Below are 17,277 nucleotides of genomic sequence, written 5' to 3'. Positions count from 1 at the left end.
GGCAGTCTTATCGTATAAGTCGTTAAAAATATTAAGTTATTAATGATAAAAATAGATATAGCGTTCAACCTATTGAAATTGCGTTAAATATTAAACAGTAATCCTTGAAAAGCGTAAAAATTAAGACCCTCTACGCCTTGTCAAAATGCCTGCAAAATTATCAAATACTAGGAAAAAAACTTAGAAGAATTGAATAAAAAATAAAGGAAGATAAAGGAATATATATGAGTAACAGAAGTAATAAACGTGTTGTTATCACAGGCCTTGGAACAATTTGTGGTTTAGGTCAAAACACGCAAGAAGTTTGGAATGGTTTAATCGAAGGTAAGTCAGGAATCTCAGAAGCTGAAAGCTTCCCTATTCCAGACCTTGCAATCAAGATTGCCGGTGAAGTTAAGAACTTCGAATTAGATGAAAGTATCATGGAAGCTCGTGAGGCAAAGAAATATGACCGCTTCATTCACTTTGCACTTCATGCCACAGAAGAAGCGCTAAAAGACTCAGGTGCAAACCTAGAAGATTTTGATAAGTACAAAGTTGGTGCAATCCTAGGTGTTGGTATTGGTGGTTTCCCAATCACAGAAGAAACAGCGAAGACATTTGTTGAGCGCGGCCCACGTCGTATCTCACCTTTCTTCATTCCAGCAATTATTCCAAATATGGCATCAGGTGTTCTAAGTATTAGACACGGCTTTATGGGAGTTAACTACACAGTTTCTTCAGCATGTGCATCTTCATGTCACGCTATTTCAAATGCAGTTGAGGAGATTCGCTCAGGACGTCACGACCTGATGATTACAGGTGGTACTGAGGCTGTTATCTGTAACCTTGGAATGGGTGGCTTCATTAATATGAAAGCTTTCTCAAAGCGTACAGACGAGCCAACAAAAGCTTCTCGTCCATTTGATATAGATCGTGATGGTTTTGTTATGGGTGAAGGTGCTGGTGTTCTAATTCTTGAAGACTATGATAGTGCCGTTAAACGTGGTGCTAAGATCTATGCTGAGATCGTAGGTCATGGTGCAACTTCTGATGCTCACCATATTACAGCTCCACATCCAGAGGGAGACGGCGCTTATGGTTGTATGAAAAAAGCAATCGAAGACGCTGGGATAAGACCGGAAGATATTGATTACGTAAATGCACACGGAACTTCGACTCCACTTGGAGATGTTGCTGAAACTGGTGCAATTAAAAGAGTTCTTGGAGAAGAACACGCTAAAAAAATTAACGTCTCTTCAACTAAGTCAATGACTGGTCACCTCCTTGGTGCAGCAGGTGGTGTTGAAACTGTTTTCACAGCTCTTGCCCTTCACCACGGGATCATCCCTCCAACAATTAACTTAGACAATCAAGATCCAAAATGTGATCTTAACTACACTGCAAACACTGCAGTTAAGAAAGATATTAAATACGCCCTAAATAACTCATTCGGTTTTGGGTCGACTAACTCTTCACTAGTTCTGAAGAAAATTGAGGATTAATAAATGTTTCATAAAAACGCCAATAGCTTAGAAAAAATGGATGAGGAAATTTTCTCATTAACAAATAAAGAATTAGCAAGACAAGAAGAAGGATTAGAGTTAATCGCTTCTGAAAACTATACATCAAAAGCTGTCATGGAAGCACAAGGTTCTGTGCTAACAAATAAGTATGCTGAAGGTTTACCAAATAAGCGCTACTACGGTGGTTGTGAAGTTGTTGACTCTGTTGAGCAACTTGCAATTAATCGCCTTTGTGAGTTATTTGGATGTAAGTTTGCCAACGTACAACCACACTCTGGTTCTAGTGCGAATATGGCCGCATATTTTTCAATCATTGCGCCAGGAGATAAAATTCTTGGAATGGATCTTTCTGAAGGTGGCCACTTAACTCATGGCTCACCTGTTAACTTCTCAGGAAAATATTTTGACGTGAAGTTTTATGGATTAAATCCTGAAACAGAAATGATCGATTACGATGACGTAAGAAGAGCTGCTAAAGAGCATCAACCAAAAGTAATCGTTGCTGGTGCATCAGCATACCCAAGAACAATTGACTTCGCTAAGTTTAGAGAAATTGCAGATGAAGTTGGAGCATACCTAATGGTCGATATGGCACACATTGCAGGACTTGTTGCTGCTGGCCTTCACCCTTCACCATTTCCACATGCCCATATTGTGACATCAACAACTCACAAAACATTACGTGGACCACGTGGTGGGATCATCCTGACAAATGATGAAGAACTTGCAAAGAAGATTAACTTTAATGTATTCCCAGGAATTCAAGGTGGACCTCTTGAGCATGTTATTGCAGCAAAAGCAGTTTCATTCAAAGAAGCACTTGATCCACAATATAAGGATTACCAAAAGCAAGTTATTACTAATGCTCAAGCACTAGCAAAGCAACTTACTGATCTTGGAATGGAGATTGTTTCTGGCGGTACTGACAACCACCTAATCCTAATGAAGACAGACCCTGCCGGTGTAACTGGTAAGGTTGCTGAAAAGGCCCTAGAAGAAGCTGGGATTACTTGTAATAAGAATATGATTCCAGGTGACAAGAGATCTCCATTTGTAACAAGTGGGATTCGTCTTGGAACACCAGCTCTTACAACTCGTGGAATGGGTGTAGAACAAATGAAACAAATTGGAACTTGGATTGTTGAGGCACTTAAAAATGCAGAAAATGAAGCTGCCCTAAAAGACATCAAAGGCCAAGTTGAAAAACTTTGTAAAGAGTTTCCTGTTTACTAATTTCAATACTTTATGGAGGGTAGTTTCCTGCTATCCTCCTATATTAAAAAAATCTTACTAATCTTCCGATAACTAAATGTGATTTAGTATATGGGGATATTGTGAGAAAGTTTCATTCAAAATTTATTTCGGCCATTTTAGTTTCAACTCTTTTGTCGTCTTGTGCTTCAACAGTCGATCAAATTGAAATGGCGTACGATCAATACTCTGCCGCAGTTTCTCGCTATATCGCTTCAACGACAACAGATTACAATCCATCTAAGTTTGAAATCAACAAAGACAACTTGTACAAGCTACAAGAATCTGTTGAAAAGAATCTCGTGTGGCGTATGGAATTTGCTAAGGCCGAGAAGAAGAAAGGGCAGAACTCCTTAAAATTTATCTCTCCATACTTCGATTCAAATCAAAAGATCACTGCTGAACTTAATACATTTTTAAAAAATATTTCATGGGTAACTGATCCTACAACTCGCTTTGAGATTCGTACAAATCAAATGACTCAAGTTGAGCAACGTCGTGAAATTTATTTCACAGGAAATCGTAAACTAAAAAGACGTGAACGCGATGTGGACTATGCCATTGTTAACCCTTACGACCTTAAAGGGAGTGAGATCATCAAGGCCTTAAAAGTTGGTTATATTGCTAATATTGCAATCTATGAAAATCATCTTCTTTTAAAAAATAAAATTCGTGAAACACTTAAAAACGAAAAAGATATAACATTACATAAAGAATTAGGTGATTATCATAAGCGTCTCGTTCAAAAACTTGTTAAGTCCCCTTCTCATAAAAGGCTTGCTAGACTTGCAACAATTTATCGAGATATTAAAATTTTTGAAGAAGTAAAAAATAAAACGAGAATTTCTTATTATATCAATCCGCTTATTGAAGAAACACTTGTCTATAATGAATTGATTAAGGCCTATAATAAAAAGAAGAGATGGAATGAAATACAACCTTCAATCCAAAACACAATTTCTTCAATGGCCCTAAAAGATAAGAGCTACTATGTGGGTTATTTTAACAAGGCCATTAAATTTGAGAATTTAAAAGGTGGCCAGGTAACTTACATTGGAAAAACAGAGAAGGCACACTTGGCCTATCAGCTGCGACCAATGGATATTGTCTTTACCCATAATAAGAATAGCTTTAATAACGCTGTTGTAGATCGTTTTTGGGATAATGTTGGTATTTGGATTGGCTCTTGGGATGAAATTGTAAAGCTTGGCCTATCTAAACATCCCCTCGTCATCAAATATCGAAAAGAGATTCAATCTAAGAAGCTTAATTTTATTACGACAACACGAGAAGGCATTAAACTTAAAAGCATCGATTCAATGTATAACCAAGATGACCTTGCAGTTATCAGAAAGAGAAAGCTCTCTTATCAGGAAACAACACAAGGTATTGTTTTGGCCCTGAGTAATATTGGCAAGCCATATGACTACAAGATGAATCCAGCAGATACAAGTCGCGTCTCTTTTGCGCAGCTCGTCTTTGAGTCCTTTCCACAGATTAAATGGGATAAGTCTCATGCCTATAAACAAGAAGCTGTTTCTCCATATAAAATTACACAGCGCACAGGAGAGAATCAAGACTTCTTCACTGTTATGTTGTATCGCGACGGTATCGAGGTACTAGAAGATCTTGAAGATAACTTTAGGCAGATCTCTTCCCTGCAGTAATTATTCACACCTCTAAAATGAGAATATGCAATGCATTCATAATATGCTAGAAATAGATATGTATTGCCCAAGTTGCCAAACACCAAACACAAAAGTTATTGACTCGAGACACCTTTCCGATGGACTGGCAGTTCGTCGTCGTAGAGCATGTCTTAACTGTGACTTTCGTTATACGACTTATGAGAAGCTCCAGCTTCAAGTACCGGCACTTGTAAAGAACGATAAAAGACGTGAGCCTTATAACCGCGAAAAAATTTCGAAAGGGATCAACAAGGCCTGTCAAAAAAGACCTTTAACTACGGCGCAAATCAACCGATTAATTGACGATGTCGAAATGACTCTTTCGCAAATGAACAATATTGAAGTTCCTGCTAAGATCGTTGGTGAAGTTGTTATGGAAAAGCTCTATGAGTTAGACCCAGTTGCCTACGTTAGATATGCTTCTTTCTATTGGAACTTCAAAGATATTGATGGATTCATTGAGAGTTTACAAAAGAGCATCGGTCAATTTGGAAATTTAAAAGAAAAGTTTTTATTAAATAAGGATTCAACTAGTGAAAAACCAAGCATTCAACAATAAGTCAGCAGCACGTCGTTTTGCTTTTAAATTTATCTATAAATTATTTTTAAAGGACTTCAAAGCAGAGCTTGAAGAGTACAAAAATGATATTGGAAAACTGAAAGCCGATATTGAAATGTTTGAAGAATCTTATATGAAAGAAGATGAAGAACACCATGACAATGATATCAACCCAAGTGTTCAAAACTTTGGTAACAAACTTATCACTGGTGTTATTAAAAACTTTCCAGAGATCAAGGAAACTGCTTCAACTTACATTCTAAAAAGAAGCTTTGACTCTGTTGATGCTATTGAAAGAGCTATTCTTTGCCTTGGTACTTACGAAATCAAATTTGAAGAAACTCCAAATAACGTAGCAATTAATGAGTATATCAATCTTGTTAAGAGTTACGGGAAAGAAGAATCAAAAAGCTTTGTTAACGGTATCCTAGATAAGATCAGTAAAGCGCAATAACAATGGCATTGAAACACGAACTCTTCACATTGATAAATGAAAGGATTGGCGCAGTCATTTGCCTTTATGATCAACAACAAGAGAGTTCGTCCCAAGTCCTTGAGGCCATGAATCACCTCGTTGATGGCACACTAGAAGAAAGAATCTTAAAATCAAAGAATAAGGACCTAATTAAAGATGGGGCAAGTCACTTCTTCTTTTCAAAGAACTATGGTGAGCAACTCAATATCATCTTTAGCTCAATCCCTAACACTCCATCTCAAAACGAGTTAAAGCAATTTATTAGTGTGCTAGATGCTCAGAAAAAAACTCATATTGAGGAAAAAGAGATTGTCGTGATAAAACCAAAAGGACACGCCTTTAAGTTTCATCACCCATCATTTCAAGTAAATCATTTTGAATACTAGCGAATAACAACTGTCGCTTGAGAGATCTTAGACCAGAAACGCTTCTTTTCTTTAAGGTTACCATTTGGTGCTTTTCGGCCAGTAATCTTCTCTAGAGTTTCAGAAATTTCTCTGTGAATATCAGAATACTTATCTTTTTGAATCATTGATAAAAGAGGCTTCTTAGCTTTTTCAAATTTTAAATCCCCTATTGTCGTAATAATCTCTTTTACAATATGGGCCCTCTTAGTCGATTTAAGCTTTTCATTAATATGATAATTTCTCTTATCATATAACATTGCCCAAATATTTGGAGCAAGATCAGTAAGGTTCATTCTCTTCACATTCTCAAGTGCTTGATAGCGAACGATTAGAGAATTATCTTTTAAAGACTGCTTGTACACATCTTTATAGTCAGTTTGGTTTAATGCTAGAAGTGACTTTAATGCGGCCATTCTCATGACCCAATTAGGGTGCTTTGCAAACTTAGAAATAAAAGGTGCTGACTTCTTGCCCATAACTCTACCAAGTAAGAAAGTGGCCATCCAACGATTCTTCTCAGGATACTTTTCGTCTTTCATTACATTGATAAGGGCAGCAACAGACTTACCTTTAAGCTTTAGAACTTGCTTCTTAAGCTTGTCCATATCAGCTGATTTTAAATTGTATTTGAATTGTCTTTCGAGTTTCTGCGTTAGCACCGCTTGATGCGCTTTATGATTAACAGCAGAAAACGAGTTAAAACTAACAATTAATGTTGCAATAAGAAGTAGTTTTTTCAAAAGACATCCTTGTCTAAGTTATTCTATTTTTTTAAAGATTAATTTTAACCAAGCATTTTTTCAAATTCGCTCAATAGCTCTTCTGCCGACTTTTGCTCTGCCGCTTCATTTTCAGGAGCTTTCTCCCCTGCAACTTCAGCTGCAGCCGGTGCAGGAGCAGTAGCCTCTGCTTCTTCAATTGGCTCAGGTGCTGCTTCCATTGTCGCTTCTTCAATTGGCTCTTCAAAGAACTCAGGAGCTTCGTCCATTAAATTTTCAGGCGCAGGTTCTGGAACCTCAACAGGTTCAGGAGCTTCAACTGGTGCTTCATCAGGAGCAACAACTTCTTCTGGTTCAGGAGAAAGATCGACTTCAGGTTCAGTATCAGGAGTTAAGTCAATTTCAGGAGCTGGCGTCGATGGAGTTCCTCCACCTTCTGCTAATTGTGCCTTAAGTTGTTCGTTTTCTTGTTTAAACTTTCTTAGGTCAGCAAGATCACCTTCAATCATTTCATATTCTTTGAGTCTTGCCAGTAGCTCATCTCTTTCAGATGAAAGAGCAGATAATTCTGCACTACTATCACCTGCTGATGCACTTGCAGCTTTCAATGTATCAACTTGCGACTTAAGCTGGGCAATTTCAGAATTTAGATTCGTTATGATCTGAGCAGAGTCAGAATTATCTCCCGATTGCTCAACTGCACCTAGTTGTGCTTCAAGATCTCTAATAAGAGAATCTTTATTTGCGATCTGTCCATTTAGTGCAGCGATTTCAGCATTCTTACTTGCTAACTGAGCACCATCAACATTACCAGTTGGTAGGCTTCCACCAGGAACAACAGAAGGAATCCCCTCTCCTGTCTCAAGTCCACCACCTCTAAACAGAGAAGACTTTAATGCATTAGAGTTTTGAATAACTGAGTCGAGATAGCTTTTTAAAACATTCGCTGGAATTTGATGTTGTAATTCCTGCATACGTTTTCTTGTATAAAACCAATAAACGACGATGACACAAATTAAAAGTATAAGAATAGAGAATAAAATATAAAAAACGTTGTCACTAACGTACATCATTTCTCTTGATAATCTCGTGATAGAATTCGTCACTTTTTAATCCTTTTAATATATAAACCTTTGATTATTTTAACATAATCAGCGCCATTTAAAAGATATGAAAAAATAGCAAAAATGAACCTATAATGTAGGAAATAAATAGAGTCTTTTAGTCGGAAACCATTTCATTTAGCTTCTCATAAAGTGGATTTCTGCCCACAATAATTGTCTTTGAGAAGATATTATGATCATGACCATTATACTCAGTTACTTTAGCACCTGCTTCTGAACAAATGATTTTTCCTGCAGCAACATCCCAAGGAGCAAGTCCCTTTTCCCAGAAGCCATCAAAAACCCCACGAGCGACATAGCACAGATCAATCGCCGCCGAACCTAGTCTACGAACAGCAGAGATATTAACCATGACTTTTTTAAATTTTTTGAACTCATCATTGAATGGCTTTCCCTTTTCGGTAGCAAAGCCTGTTGCTAAGAGAAAACCACGGTCTCTCGAACGAGTTTTCTTAAGTCGAGTTTTTTCTTTCCCTTTAATGAGATAAGCCCCATTACCCTTTGTTGCGCAGTAGAACTCCCCTTTTTCAGGAATATAGATGACACCAACAACAGGTTGTAACTTGTAAGTTAGAGAAAGGCATACACAGTAGTGCTCTAATCCGTGGACAAAATTATTTGTTCCATCTAGTGGATCAATAACCCAAAGGTAGTCACTATCTTGATATTCTTTAAGGTGCTTATAATCACCTTGGTACTTATGGTAGAAGTCTTCTTCGGCCAGCACAGGAATATCCGCTCGAAGTTTATAGAGTTGATTAATAATATAGCCTTCTGACGCATGATCAGCTGCTGAGACTGCTCCTTGAGCATCTTTGTAGCTAATCGAAAGATTTGAAAGATCTTTTTGAAAAGGTTTTAAAATTCTTCCGGCACCACGTGCAATTTTTATTAATTCGCCTTCAATGGCAATAAGTTCACTCTTAGTAATCTTCTTCATCCTGTCTCTTTTTAATGACGGCCTCTAAGTCAGACTCAGAAAGAGGCTCCTGACTAGCAACGGTATAATTTTCTGTAAGCCACATTCCTAAATCAACCATCTTACATTTTTCACTACAAAATGGGCGGAACTCACTTGAATAATAATCAAACTCTTTTGAGCATTCAGGACATTTAACCTTTAAAACTTTTGTCACCAAATTTCTCCGTAAAACTCATTAACTAATTTTTTAATCTCTATATCTTCAGTATATGCTACTTCGTTGATAGTTGAAATATGCCTAATGCCATTAAATGAACTTGTAGTGAAACAACTATCAAACTCATGTAACTCGGCCGCATGAACACGCATCTCTTTTAGGGGGCGTCCTAGCTTTTCTAGCATGAATTTTACCCTCTCAAGAGAGATTCCATCAAGTACACCAAACTCCGCAATTGGAGTTATATAATCATCCCCTTTCTTGAGAATGATATTGGCCGTCGGAAGTTCCAAGATATAAGACTCAGGATCAAGCAAGAGGACATCATCATAGCCTTGTGCAAGACTCTCCCTTCTTAACTGAAATTGGTATTGATAATTACTGCGTTTTAAAAAGTCGGGAAAGTTTTGATCTGGATAATAGCAATGGGAATTCAACTTTAATGAACTTTTAAGCTGATCCTTTTCAACGGCCCATATCCAAAACTGTATTGCTCCAGAAAGCTCTCGATAGAAAGTAATCCTTAAGTAGGCATAAGGGATTGAACTGAAGTCTCCAAGTATTTTTGCCGTGGCAAGCTGAACTTCATCAATAATTGAGCTATCAAAATCTTTAGGCCAACAATATTGAAATGACTTTTCCAGTCTTTGACGATGCTGATCCCAAAAAATCGCCTTGCCACCTTTAACAAGAATTGTCGTAAAGAAAGAATTCCCCCAAAGATTTCCCTCATTAATTAATGCATCACGTGCAGTTAAACCTTTCTTAGAAAAATAGATTACTTCCTGTGCCATAACTTCCCTTATTGTTTCAATCCATGATATCTAATTTTTATGATGAAAAATAGTAGCGATAATATTTCTAATGATATTTTAATTATTGGTTTTGGCTCTCAAGCAAAGTCTTGGTCATTAAACCTTAGAGACTCTGGTAGAGAAGTTACTATCGGCCTACGCCAAAATAGTAGCTCAATTTCTTTAGCAAATAAAATGGGTCTACCAACAATTGATATTACAAATAGCAAAATTGCTAATTTCAAATTTATCATCATCCTTACACCAGATGATACCCATGAAGAAATCTTAACTTCTCTTCAATTCTCTGATACGAATTTTAAGCAAAGATTGGTTTACGGTCACGGCTATAGTGTTATGTACCAAGGCCTACGATCAAAGCTTCCTACACATGAGCACTTTCTTTTGGCCCCAAAGGCCATTGCAAGTGAACTAAGATTTGGTTATGAAACGAAGGCCCCTCTAACAGCAGTTGTAAATTGTGATGATGAGAGCCTCTTAGATCTTGCAAAGGATCTAGGGATTTCTGTTGGCCCAATCGTGAGTAGTTTTGAAGAAGAAACAATCTGTGATCTCTTCTCTGAGCAATCAATTCTATGCTCGGTTATTCCACAGGCCGCAAGACTGTCTTTTGAGACTCTTGTAGATAAAGGCCATTCGCCAGAGATTGCCTATATTGAATGCTGGCATGAAGTTAAACTCATTGCCGATGCCATGATTAAATTTGGACCTACAGAGTTTATGAAACTAATCTCTCCAAATGCCTTCATGGGTGGTGAAATGGCCAAGTTATTGATATTTGATGACGAGTATCAGAACAAGCTCAATAAAATCTATGAAAATATTGAAAATGGCTCATTCGCACGTGAAATTCTTCATACTGATTTCCAAAAGCAGCTCTCTCAGGTTATAAGTGAGTGGAATAACTTAGATATCACCAAAGTTTACAATAGCTTTGGAAAGAAATTGGTTCATGGGAATGAAGAAGCTAACAACTCGAAAAATTAGAAAATCAAAACTTTCTGAAACAAGAAAGTCACTTCAAGTTCTTACTTGTTACGATTATCAAACTGCTCAAATGTTAAATGAAACACAACTTGATATGATTCTTGTTGGCGACAGCCTTGGTAATGTTGTTCTTGGTTACGATACGACAGTTCAAGTTAGCCTAACAGAGATGGCCATCTTTGGAGCAGCAGTAAGAAGAGGTGCACCAAATAAATTTGTGATTGTTGATATGCCTTTTGGTACTTATACAACTTTTGACAAGGCCCTTGAGAATGCGACTAAGCTCTTCCAAGACACTCAGGCCGAGGCCCTTAAACTTGAAGGAGCCTACCCTCACCAACTTGATATCATCAAAAGATTAACTCAATCTGGAATTCCAGTCATGGGACATATTGGTCTGACTCCTCAAAGTGTTCACGAGCAAGGTGGCTACTACACTCATGGCAAAGATGACTCAGATAAAGCAAGGCTATTAGCAGAAGCAAAGCTTTTAGAAGAGGCCGGCTGCTTCTCGATCGTTCTAGAATGTGTAACAGATGAGATTGCCACAATCATTACAAGAGAGCTTTCAATCCCGACAATTGGAATTGGCGCAGGAAAGAATACTGATGGACAAGTTCTAGTTATCAATGACCTTCTGAAAATGGGGCCTGGAAAATATCCAAATTTCTGTACACCTATTGCTAATTTCTTTGATCAAAAGCTTAAGCTAATAAGTGAATATATTTTAAAGAATAAGAACGCGGATAATACAGACGATGCTGACCTACACCATTGATAGTGGTAACACATTCTTAAAAATTGGTGTATTTCAAAACAACACTCTTACAGATGTTAAGAAGTTAAGCATTCATAATTTCGATTTTACCTTTAAAGAGAATTCTTCTGTCATCTATTCAAATGTTTCTAAAGAAATAAACCAGCTTCTTCCATTATGTGCAATTAATGCAAACGATCTAATTAAAGATTTCAAAACATCTTATGATCCAAAAAAACTAGGAATTGACCGTAAAGTTATTTCTTACTTTCTTCAAAAGAGGTTTCCAAATGAGAAGCTACTTCTTGTTGATATGGGAAGCTTTATCACATTTGATGAGATTAATAATGGAACTCACCTTGGTGGCCCAATTTTTCTAGGTTTGAATAATTACTTAAAGTCATATCCTAAATTTTCTGCCAATCTCCCACTACTTAACGAGATCAAACTAGAAGATATCGCCAATACAGAGCAGGCCATTTCACATGCCTATGTAGCCTATAGTGAAATGATTATCACTCAAGTGAAAAAATATAATCAACATCGAATTATTCTCACGGGTGGAGACTCTGAAAAACTAAAAGACTACGGTGAAATTCAGAATAATCTCATTCACCAAGCTCTATTTAGCCTACAAAATTCTTTTTAAAATTTGCTGGAATTTCGATGGCACGATACTTCTTGCCATTAGATAGACGTAGCCAATAACCTTCCTTAACGTCACCATCCATAACGATATTAATAGGCTTCATTGACACGATATGATCGTAATTTATGTAGATTAGTTCTAGTGTATCACCTAGTGCTTGAACGTCACGTTGTGAGATGATTGAGAACTTACCAAATTTCATAAACTTACCTTTGTTACTTATTACACAGGCCTTCCGAATACCTTCAGATATTTCAAATTCAATGGCCTAAATCCTTAAAAACATATATAAGATAGACACATAGTATTAACAACCAGAAAGTTAAATATATGAAAATATTAGTAGGTGTATGTGGCTCAGTTTCCGCTTACAAGTCAATTGAATTTGTAAGAGGACTGGTAAAGAAAGGCCACGTGGTAAAGGTTATCTTAACAGGCGGAGCAACGAAATTTGTTCAGGCAGACCTCTATACTTACTTAGGTGCAAATGAAGTTTATAGTGCTCAGTCTGATTTCAGTGGCAGTGTGGAGACTAAATCAGTTCTTCATATTGAACTAGCGAAATGGGCCGACTCTCTTCATATCTACCCAGCAAGTGCTAATACTATTGCAAACCTTGCCATGGGAAAAGCCGATGATCTACTAACATCTGTTTTCTTAGCTGGATGGGATAAGTTTCAAACTGTTATTTATCCGGCCATGAACACATCGATGTGGACCAATCCAATTACGCAAGAAAATATTGACCTTCTTGGACGTTTAAATAAGCAAAGTAATATCTTTATCTATCCTCCAGCTTCTGGAGAACTCGCTTGTGGAGATATTGGAGCTGGAAAGATACCAGCGGTTGAAGAGGTCTTAGCAAATTTTGATACTATCAACCCTTCAATTAATCAAGAATCAAAACACGTAGTGATTACAGCGGGTGCAACAGTTGCCCCAATCGATCCCGTTCGTTTTGTCACGAACCCATCATCTGGAAAAACAGGATATGAGATTGCGAAAGAATCCCTTCGCTTAGGATATCAAACCACAATCTTACTTGGGCAAAACTCTTGTCCGGAGTTTCAATACCTAAGAAGTCTACCAGGAGTTAAGATTATCTCTGTTCGTACAACAGATGAAATGTATGAAGCAGTTCTTGCTCTTGATAATCAATTTGATACTTATATCTCTACGGCGGCCATTAGTGACCTTAAATTTAAAACAGCAGAAGGTAAGCTTAAGAAAGAGGCACTCTCTTCAAGTCTCGAGTTTGAAAAGGCCCAGGACATTCTTGCACATGTTGTTGCCAATAAAGAGGATCACCAAACGATCGTAGGGTTTGCCGCAGAGACAGATCTTTCAAAAGAAATTTTAGAATCAAAGTATAATCGCAAGCCAACAAAGCTCTTAGTGGGTACACATGTAAATAGTGGCCTTTGTAAAAGCGCAAGAAAAGGCTTCGGAAATAATGAAGCTAACTACACAATCCTTAACGATGGTGAAATTGCCTTTACTGGTGAGCTATCAAAAATCGAGTTAGCAAAAGAAATATTTAAAAGGATTAAAGCTTGAAGTTAATTCAAACGCGATCAGATTTAATAGCAACAATGAAGGAAGTGTCTCACGATTCACTTGGCCTTGTTGCGACAATGGGTAACCTCCATGCAGGCCATATGAGCCTCCTGACAAATGCTCTTGAAACTTGTGAAAAAGTTGTTGTGACAATCTTTGTTAACCCAAAGCAATTTGGAGAAAACGAAGACCTCGATAGCTACCCTCGTACCCCGGAACAAGACCTTGAACTGATTAGAGAAACTGCTGGCGATCGTGTTAACGACATCATGGTTTTTCTTCCAAAAGATAATAGTGAAGTTTATCCAACAGGTTTTAATACGACTGTAACTGTTGAAGGAATTACCCAGAAGCTTTGTGGACAAAGTCGCCCTACTCACTTTAGTGGCGTAACGACTGTTGTTTACCAACTCTTCACTTTAATAAAACCAAGCCAGGCCTTCTTTGGGCAAAAAGATTACCAACAAGTTTGTGTCATTAGAAAAATGGCCCATGACTTAAACCTTGAAATTGATATTAAAACCGTACCAATTAAGCGTGAAGAAAGTGGCCTCGCCCTTTCATCTCGTAATGGTTACTTAACAATAGAAGAAAAAGAATACGCTCTTCTTCTTCCTAATAAACTTGATGAATTAGAAAATCTTCTAATGAGAACAACTTGGGTCGATGCTCAAGCTCAGTTAAATGAAATCCTTGAAGAAACACTAAAGGATTCTAAATGGGACTATCTTGAAGTTCTCGATAGCGCCAATCTAGAAGATGTTGAATCAAATACAAAAGAAGTTGTTATCGCAGGTGCTTACTTTGTAGGAAGTAAACCAACACGTCTCATCGATAACAGATTAGTGGAAATTACTTATGCTTGATAATGAATTTTTTATTTCACGTGAGGCAAAGGCCTCTCTCGTCTCATTAGTTTGTCCAAAGTTCAAAGAACATGCGACAGAAAAAGATACTCTCCGCTCACTTGGAGAGCTTAGAGAACTAATGCGTACACTGGATATTGAAACTGGTGAACAGTATATTCAAAACAAGAAGACTGTTGATCCTGGAACAATCCTTGGAACAGGTAAACTTGAAGAAATCGCAATGGATGCAAAGGCAGAAGGCTCAACGCTACTCGTTTTTGACTGCGAATTAACTTCATCTCAAATTAGAAATATTAAGAAGCTAACTGGAATGTCAGTAGTTGATCGTTGCCATATTATTCTTGAAATTTTCTCTGAACATGCACGAACGAAAGAAGCTCGTATTCAAATTGAAATCTCACGTCTCCAATATATTCTTCCACGCCTTGCTGGTTTCTGGTCTCACCTTGGCCGTCAAAAAGGTGGTATTGGTGTTCGCGGTGGTGAGGGTGAGCAACAGATTGAGCTTGACCGTCGTATCATTCGCGAGCGCATTGAGTTCTACAAGAAAGAACTTAAGGAAGTTGAAAAGTCTCGTATTGAGCAAAAGAAAAAACGCTCAAAGAAGGCAATTACAACGGCCCTCGTTGGTTATACCAATGCTGGAAAGTCGTCTCTTATGAATCGTCTATGCCGTGTAAATGTACTTGAAGAAGATAAGTTATTTGCCACTCTTGATTCAACATTTAGAATGCTAAACCCAGATACGAAGCCACCAATGATCCTTATCGATACGGTAGGTTTCTTATCAAACCTTCCAAACACTCTTATTGATGGTTTCAAGACAACTCTTGAATCAGCACTTGAGGCGGATCTACTTATTATCACTTGTGATATCAGTGACCCTAATTACGAAAAGCATCTTGAAGTAACAAATAACGTACTTGATGAACTAGGCCTAAGTGATAAAGAGCGTTTCATTGTCTTTAATAAGAAAGATAAATTAAATGATAAAATCACAGAAACGATTATTAAGAGAAAGCATCCAAATAGCTTTGTGATCTCAAGCTTTAATACAGAAGAGATCGATGAATTACGTGAATATATCGTTAACTTCTTCCTTGAAAAGCAAAATAACTACGATCTCTTTATTCCATATGATGCAGGAGCGGCCCACTCAATTGTCGTTTCAAAAACTAACGTCATTAGAACAAGTAATCACGAAAAAGGGATCTACTATCAAGTAAGAGTACCTGACTTTATTTATAACCCATTAGGGTTACAAAAATTCGAACTAGGACCTCACGATCCCCTTCTAGACGAAGTCTAAGTAAAAAATTAAATATAAATTTTACTATTCCGAAGAGCGAGTATGAACAAAATCATACTCGCACTAATTCTATCTATGTTATCTTGGTCTGCTCTTGCTGGAGTAAAAACGATCGACGTTGAAGCTTACTTTAAAACAGATATGGACTTCATGTTTTCCATTAAAAATAAGAGTTACGATAAAGTTATTCTCGACTGTCAGGGTTTTATCAATGGGCTAAATCTTTACAGCTCTCGCGGACATGATATTTTTACACTTCCAGGTTATGGGCATTGCATGGCCATTCATAATGAAATTATTAAGAATATCAAAAATGAGAAAAAGTCTTGCTTGGTATTAAATGATAAGGAAGGGCAAATTGTTGTTCTGGACAACAAGTGCCCAGAACAAAAATAGAAGACGCTTAAGAAATTCTCTTAATTAGGTGGTAACCAAATTGCGTGCGAACGACTGGAGAAAGCTCTCCTACTTCTAGAGCAAATGCAGCCTTTTCAAATGGTGCCACCATCATCCCCTTACCGAATTCACCAAGATCTCCACCCTGCTGACCTGAAGGACAATTAGAAAAGTCTTTTGCAAGCTCTTCAAAAGTTTTTCCATCTTCTAACTTCTTTAATAAATCTTTCGCTTCATACTCTTGATCAACAAGAATGTGAGCACAACGAATCTTAGACATAGTTTTTCCTTTGAATATATTTTTTAAGAATGAAATCGCCAATAGTATGTTCCTATGATTACGAGAAGTATGATGGCCAGGCCAAGATACATGTATAACTCATCCCTCTCCATTAAAGTCTCCACAAATTCGATCAAGATTTGAAAGAAGATTTGCAATATCGAGAGGTGCCTCAATAACACGCAGAGCTCCCTCTTCTCCTTTTGTCACAAGCTGAACCACAGGAATATTCTGACAGAATTCTGATTCGATTTTCCCTATTGTATCGGCCGTAATAGTTGAAAGATCCACGAGAATGACTTCAGGCACAATATCTCTAATAAAGTGAAAGGCCTCTTCTTCATTAGAAAGAGTGAAGAAATCTCCGCCAACTTCCTTACCTAACGCCTCGATAGCTGTGATCATCATTTGGTTATTAGACAAAAAGAATAGTTTTTTAATTTTCACGATTAAGCCTTCATATGTTACATTTAATCAATAAGAGTAATGGGAGTCCACATGTCTAGCCGCATTAAAATTATTGATAACCTATCCAATTCTACCTTATATGAGTTTTCAATGGAAGACGCAGATCGTGCTTATCAAAAATCTGAAGAGCTAGAAGAGATGGGGCTTGATATCAAGCTAGTTATCCCTTCTGTATCACAGACTCTTATCGAATCCCTTGGCGCCTCAAGTGAAACAATTGAGAAATTAAAAGAAATGATGGATGAAGAAATTGCCTCTCATATCAACGAAGAAGATGGTGGTTGTTCAATTTGTCTTCCCGATGGAAAGATCCACCAATAAAG

General features: G+C 37.4%; 22 protein-coding genes. 14 read left to right on the top strand and 8 right to left on the bottom strand.

Going from position 1 to position 17,277, the window contains the following annotated elements; genetic code table 11:
• Positions 1-224: 224 nt before the first annotated feature.
• The 6 genes from fabF (at position 225) to ABMA72_RS11815 (ending at position 5,864) form a co-directional block, all read left to right on the top strand.
• Positions 225-1,484 (top strand): beta-ketoacyl-ACP synthase II, encoded by a 1,260-nt coding sequence (gene fabF / locus ABMA72_RS11840; RefSeq protein ID WP_392858485.1) that lies wholly within the window; start codon positions 225-227, stop codon positions 1,482-1,484.
• A gap of 3 nt (positions 1,485-1,487) precedes the next feature.
• Complete coding sequence (gene glyA, locus ABMA72_RS11835; protein ID WP_392858484.1) at positions 1,488-2,738, top strand: serine hydroxymethyltransferase; 1,251 nt, start codon at positions 1,488-1,490, stop codon at positions 2,736-2,738.
• A 101-nt stretch (positions 2,739-2,839) separates the two neighbouring features.
• Positions 2,840-4,423: a YiiX/YebB-like N1pC/P60 family cysteine hydrolase gene (locus tag ABMA72_RS11830; RefSeq protein WP_392858483.1), complete on the top strand. Its 1,584-nt coding sequence runs from the start codon at positions 2,840-2,842 to the stop codon at positions 4,421-4,423.
• Between the two features lie 25 nt (positions 4,424-4,448).
• Positions 4,449-5,003 (top strand): transcriptional regulator NrdR, encoded by a 555-nt coding sequence (nrdR, locus tag ABMA72_RS11825; protein ID WP_392858482.1) that lies wholly within the window; start codon positions 4,449-4,451, stop codon positions 5,001-5,003.
• Complete coding sequence (nusB, locus tag ABMA72_RS11820; protein ID WP_392858481.1) at positions 4,978-5,457, top strand: transcription antitermination factor NusB; 480 nt, start codon at positions 4,978-4,980, stop codon at positions 5,455-5,457. The genes nrdR and nusB overlap by 26 nt, the downstream gene beginning before the upstream one ends.
• Positions 5,458-5,459: 2 nt before the next feature.
• Positions 5,460-5,864, top strand: coding sequence for a hypothetical protein (locus ABMA72_RS11815; protein ID WP_392858478.1), 405 nt, complete (start codon positions 5,460-5,462; stop codon positions 5,862-5,864).
• Here the strand turns inward: ABMA72_RS11815 and ABMA72_RS11810 are convergent.
• The 5 genes from ABMA72_RS11810 to ABMA72_RS11790 form a co-directional block, all read right to left on the bottom strand.
• Positions 5,861-6,625, bottom strand: a complete 765-nt coding sequence (locus ABMA72_RS11810) for a HEAT repeat domain-containing protein (RefSeq protein WP_392858477.1) — start codon at positions 6,623-6,625, stop codon at positions 5,861-5,863. The two genes, ABMA72_RS11815 and ABMA72_RS11810, sit on opposite strands and share 4 nt — an antisense overlap.
• 44 nt (positions 6,626-6,669) lie before the next feature.
• Complete coding sequence (locus ABMA72_RS11805; RefSeq protein WP_393057235.1) at positions 6,670-7,710, bottom strand: hypothetical protein; 1,041 nt, start codon at positions 7,708-7,710, stop codon at positions 6,670-6,672.
• 115 nt (positions 7,711-7,825) lie between these two features.
• Positions 7,826-8,668, bottom strand: a complete 843-nt coding sequence (locus ABMA72_RS11800; RefSeq protein WP_392858472.1) for an inositol monophosphatase family protein — start codon at positions 8,666-8,668, stop codon at positions 7,826-7,828.
• Positions 8,652-8,864: a DNA gyrase inhibitor YacG gene (locus tag ABMA72_RS11795; protein WP_392858471.1), complete on the bottom strand. Its 213-nt coding sequence runs from the start codon at positions 8,862-8,864 to the stop codon at positions 8,652-8,654. Before ABMA72_RS11795 ends, ABMA72_RS11800 begins: the two co-directional genes overlap by 17 nt.
• On the bottom strand, positions 8,861-9,661 hold the full coding sequence (locus tag ABMA72_RS11790; protein WP_392858470.1) for an aminotransferase class IV: 801 nt from the start codon (positions 9,659-9,661) through the stop codon (positions 8,861-8,863). Before ABMA72_RS11790 ends, ABMA72_RS11795 begins: the two co-directional genes overlap by 4 nt.
• Before the next feature lie 39 nt (positions 9,662-9,700).
• Here ABMA72_RS11790 and ABMA72_RS11785 point away from each other — a divergent pair, with 39 nt between their 5' ends.
• The 3 genes from ABMA72_RS11785 to ABMA72_RS11775 are packed head-to-tail and all read left to right on the top strand — an operon-like array spanning position 9,701 to position 12,075.
• A complete protein-coding gene (locus tag ABMA72_RS11785) occupies positions 9,701-10,669 on the top strand; it encodes an NAD(P)-binding domain-containing protein (RefSeq protein ID WP_393057233.1) in 969 nt (322 codons plus the stop codon).
• Positions 10,641-11,447 carry a 3-methyl-2-oxobutanoate hydroxymethyltransferase gene (gene panB, locus ABMA72_RS11780; protein WP_392858467.1) on the top strand — a complete coding sequence of 269 codons (807 nt, stop codon included), beginning with the start codon at positions 10,641-10,643 and terminating at the stop codon, positions 11,445-11,447. The genes ABMA72_RS11785 and panB overlap by 29 nt, the downstream gene beginning before the upstream one ends.
• Entirely contained in the window at positions 11,428-12,075 is a 648-nt protein-coding gene (locus ABMA72_RS11775; protein ID WP_392858465.1) for a type III pantothenate kinase, read from the top strand. The genes panB and ABMA72_RS11775 overlap by 20 nt, the downstream gene beginning before the upstream one ends.
• Here the strand turns inward: ABMA72_RS11775 and ABMA72_RS11770 are convergent.
• A complete protein-coding gene (locus ABMA72_RS11770; protein ID WP_021268407.1) occupies positions 12,053-12,277 on the bottom strand; it encodes a hypothetical protein in 225 nt (74 codons plus the stop codon). The two genes, ABMA72_RS11775 and ABMA72_RS11770, sit on opposite strands and share 23 nt — an antisense overlap.
• Before the next feature lie 128 nt (positions 12,278-12,405).
• Here ABMA72_RS11770 and coaBC point away from each other — a divergent pair, with 128 nt between their 5' ends.
• The 4 genes from coaBC to ABMA72_RS11750 are packed head-to-tail and all read left to right on the top strand — an operon-like array spanning position 12,406 to position 16,206.
• The gene (gene coaBC, locus ABMA72_RS11765) at positions 12,406-13,632 is read left to right on the top strand and encodes a bifunctional phosphopantothenoylcysteine decarboxylase/phosphopantothenate--cysteine ligase CoaBC (RefSeq protein ID WP_393057231.1); all 1,227 of its coding nucleotides are present in this window, start codon (positions 12,406-12,408) and stop codon (positions 13,630-13,632) included.
• Positions 13,629-14,498: a pantoate--beta-alanine ligase gene (gene panC, locus ABMA72_RS11760; protein WP_392858462.1), complete on the top strand. Its 870-nt coding sequence runs from the start codon at positions 13,629-13,631 to the stop codon at positions 14,496-14,498. The genes coaBC and panC overlap by 4 nt, the downstream gene beginning before the upstream one ends.
• On the top strand, positions 14,491-15,810 hold the full coding sequence (gene hflX / locus ABMA72_RS11755) for a GTPase HflX (RefSeq protein ID WP_392858460.1): 1,320 nt from the start codon (positions 14,491-14,493) through the stop codon (positions 15,808-15,810). The genes panC and hflX overlap by 8 nt, the downstream gene beginning before the upstream one ends.
• 42 nt (positions 15,811-15,852) lie before the next feature.
• Positions 15,853-16,206 carry a hypothetical protein gene (locus tag ABMA72_RS11750; protein ID WP_392858459.1) on the top strand — a complete coding sequence of 118 codons (354 nt, stop codon included), beginning with the start codon at positions 15,853-15,855 and terminating at the stop codon, positions 16,204-16,206.
• Positions 16,207-16,213: 7 nt separating this feature from the next.
• On the opposite strand, the gene ABMA72_RS11745 is transcribed toward ABMA72_RS11750, so the two are convergent.
• A complete protein-coding gene (locus ABMA72_RS11745; RefSeq protein WP_392910354.1) occupies positions 16,214-16,486 on the bottom strand; it encodes a peptidylprolyl isomerase in 273 nt (90 codons plus the stop codon).
• A gap of 99 nt (positions 16,487-16,585) precedes the next feature.
• Positions 16,586-16,933, bottom strand: coding sequence for a hypothetical protein (locus ABMA72_RS11740; protein WP_393057229.1), 348 nt, complete (start codon positions 16,931-16,933; stop codon positions 16,586-16,588).
• Positions 16,934-16,984: 51 nt separating this feature from the next.
• Between ABMA72_RS11740 and ABMA72_RS11735 the strand changes: the two genes are divergently transcribed.
• Positions 16,985-17,275, top strand: a complete 291-nt coding sequence (locus ABMA72_RS11735) for a hypothetical protein (RefSeq protein ID WP_392858454.1) — start codon at positions 16,985-16,987, stop codon at positions 17,273-17,275.
• Positions 17,276-17,277 lie beyond the last annotated feature (2 nt).

The organism is Halobacteriovorax sp. CON-3 (assembly GCF_043196995.1).
Lineage (GTDB): Bacteria > Bdellovibrionota > Bacteriovoracia > Bacteriovoracales > Bacteriovoracaceae > Halobacteriovorax_A.
The sequence above is the reverse complement of the archived record's forward strand: the minus strand, read 5'-3'. Positions and strand labels throughout refer to the sequence as shown.

Coding starts and splice junctions, on each gene's coding strand:
- fabF (WP_392858485.1), top strand. CDS start 225: ATGAGTAACAGAAGTAATAAACGTGTTGTTATCACAGGCCTTGGAACA.
- glyA (WP_392858484.1), top strand. CDS start 1,488: ATGTTTCATAAAAACGCCAATAGCTTAGAAAAAATGGATGAGGAAATT.
- nrdR (WP_392858482.1), top strand. CDS start 4,449: ATGCAATGCATTCATAATATGCTAGAAATAGATATGTATTGCCCAAGT.
- ABMA72_RS11815 (WP_392858478.1), top strand. CDS start 5,460: ATGGCATTGAAACACGAACTCTTCACATTGATAAATGAAAGGATTGGC.
- ABMA72_RS11800 (WP_392858472.1), bottom strand. CDS start 8,668: ATGAAGAAGATTACTAAGAGTGAACTTATTGCCATTGAAGGCGAATTA.
- ABMA72_RS11790 (WP_392858470.1), bottom strand. CDS start 9,661: ATGGCACAGGAAGTAATCTATTTTTCTAAGAAAGGTTTAACTGCACGT.
- ABMA72_RS11785 (WP_393057233.1), top strand. CDS start 9,701: ATGATGAAAAATAGTAGCGATAATATTTCTAATGATATTTTAATTATT.
- panB (WP_392858467.1), top strand. CDS start 10,641: ATGAAGAAGCTAACAACTCGAAAAATTAGAAAATCAAAACTTTCTGAA.
- ABMA72_RS11775 (WP_392858465.1), top strand. CDS start 11,428: ATGCTGACCTACACCATTGATAGTGGTAACACATTCTTAAAAATTGGT.
- ABMA72_RS11770 (WP_021268407.1), bottom strand. CDS start 12,277: ATGAAATTTGGTAAGTTCTCAATCATCTCACAACGTGACGTTCAAGCA.
- coaBC (WP_393057231.1), top strand. CDS start 12,406: ATGAAAATATTAGTAGGTGTATGTGGCTCAGTTTCCGCTTACAAGTCA.
- hflX (WP_392858460.1), top strand. CDS start 14,491: ATGCTTGATAATGAATTTTTTATTTCACGTGAGGCAAAGGCCTCTCTC.
- ABMA72_RS11750 (WP_392858459.1), top strand. CDS start 15,853: ATGAACAAAATCATACTCGCACTAATTCTATCTATGTTATCTTGGTCT.
- ABMA72_RS11745 (WP_392910354.1), bottom strand. CDS start 16,486: ATGTCTAAGATTCGTTGTGCTCACATTCTTGTTGATCAAGAGTATGAA.
- ABMA72_RS11735 (WP_392858454.1), top strand. CDS start 16,985: ATGTCTAGCCGCATTAAAATTATTGATAACCTATCCAATTCTACCTTA.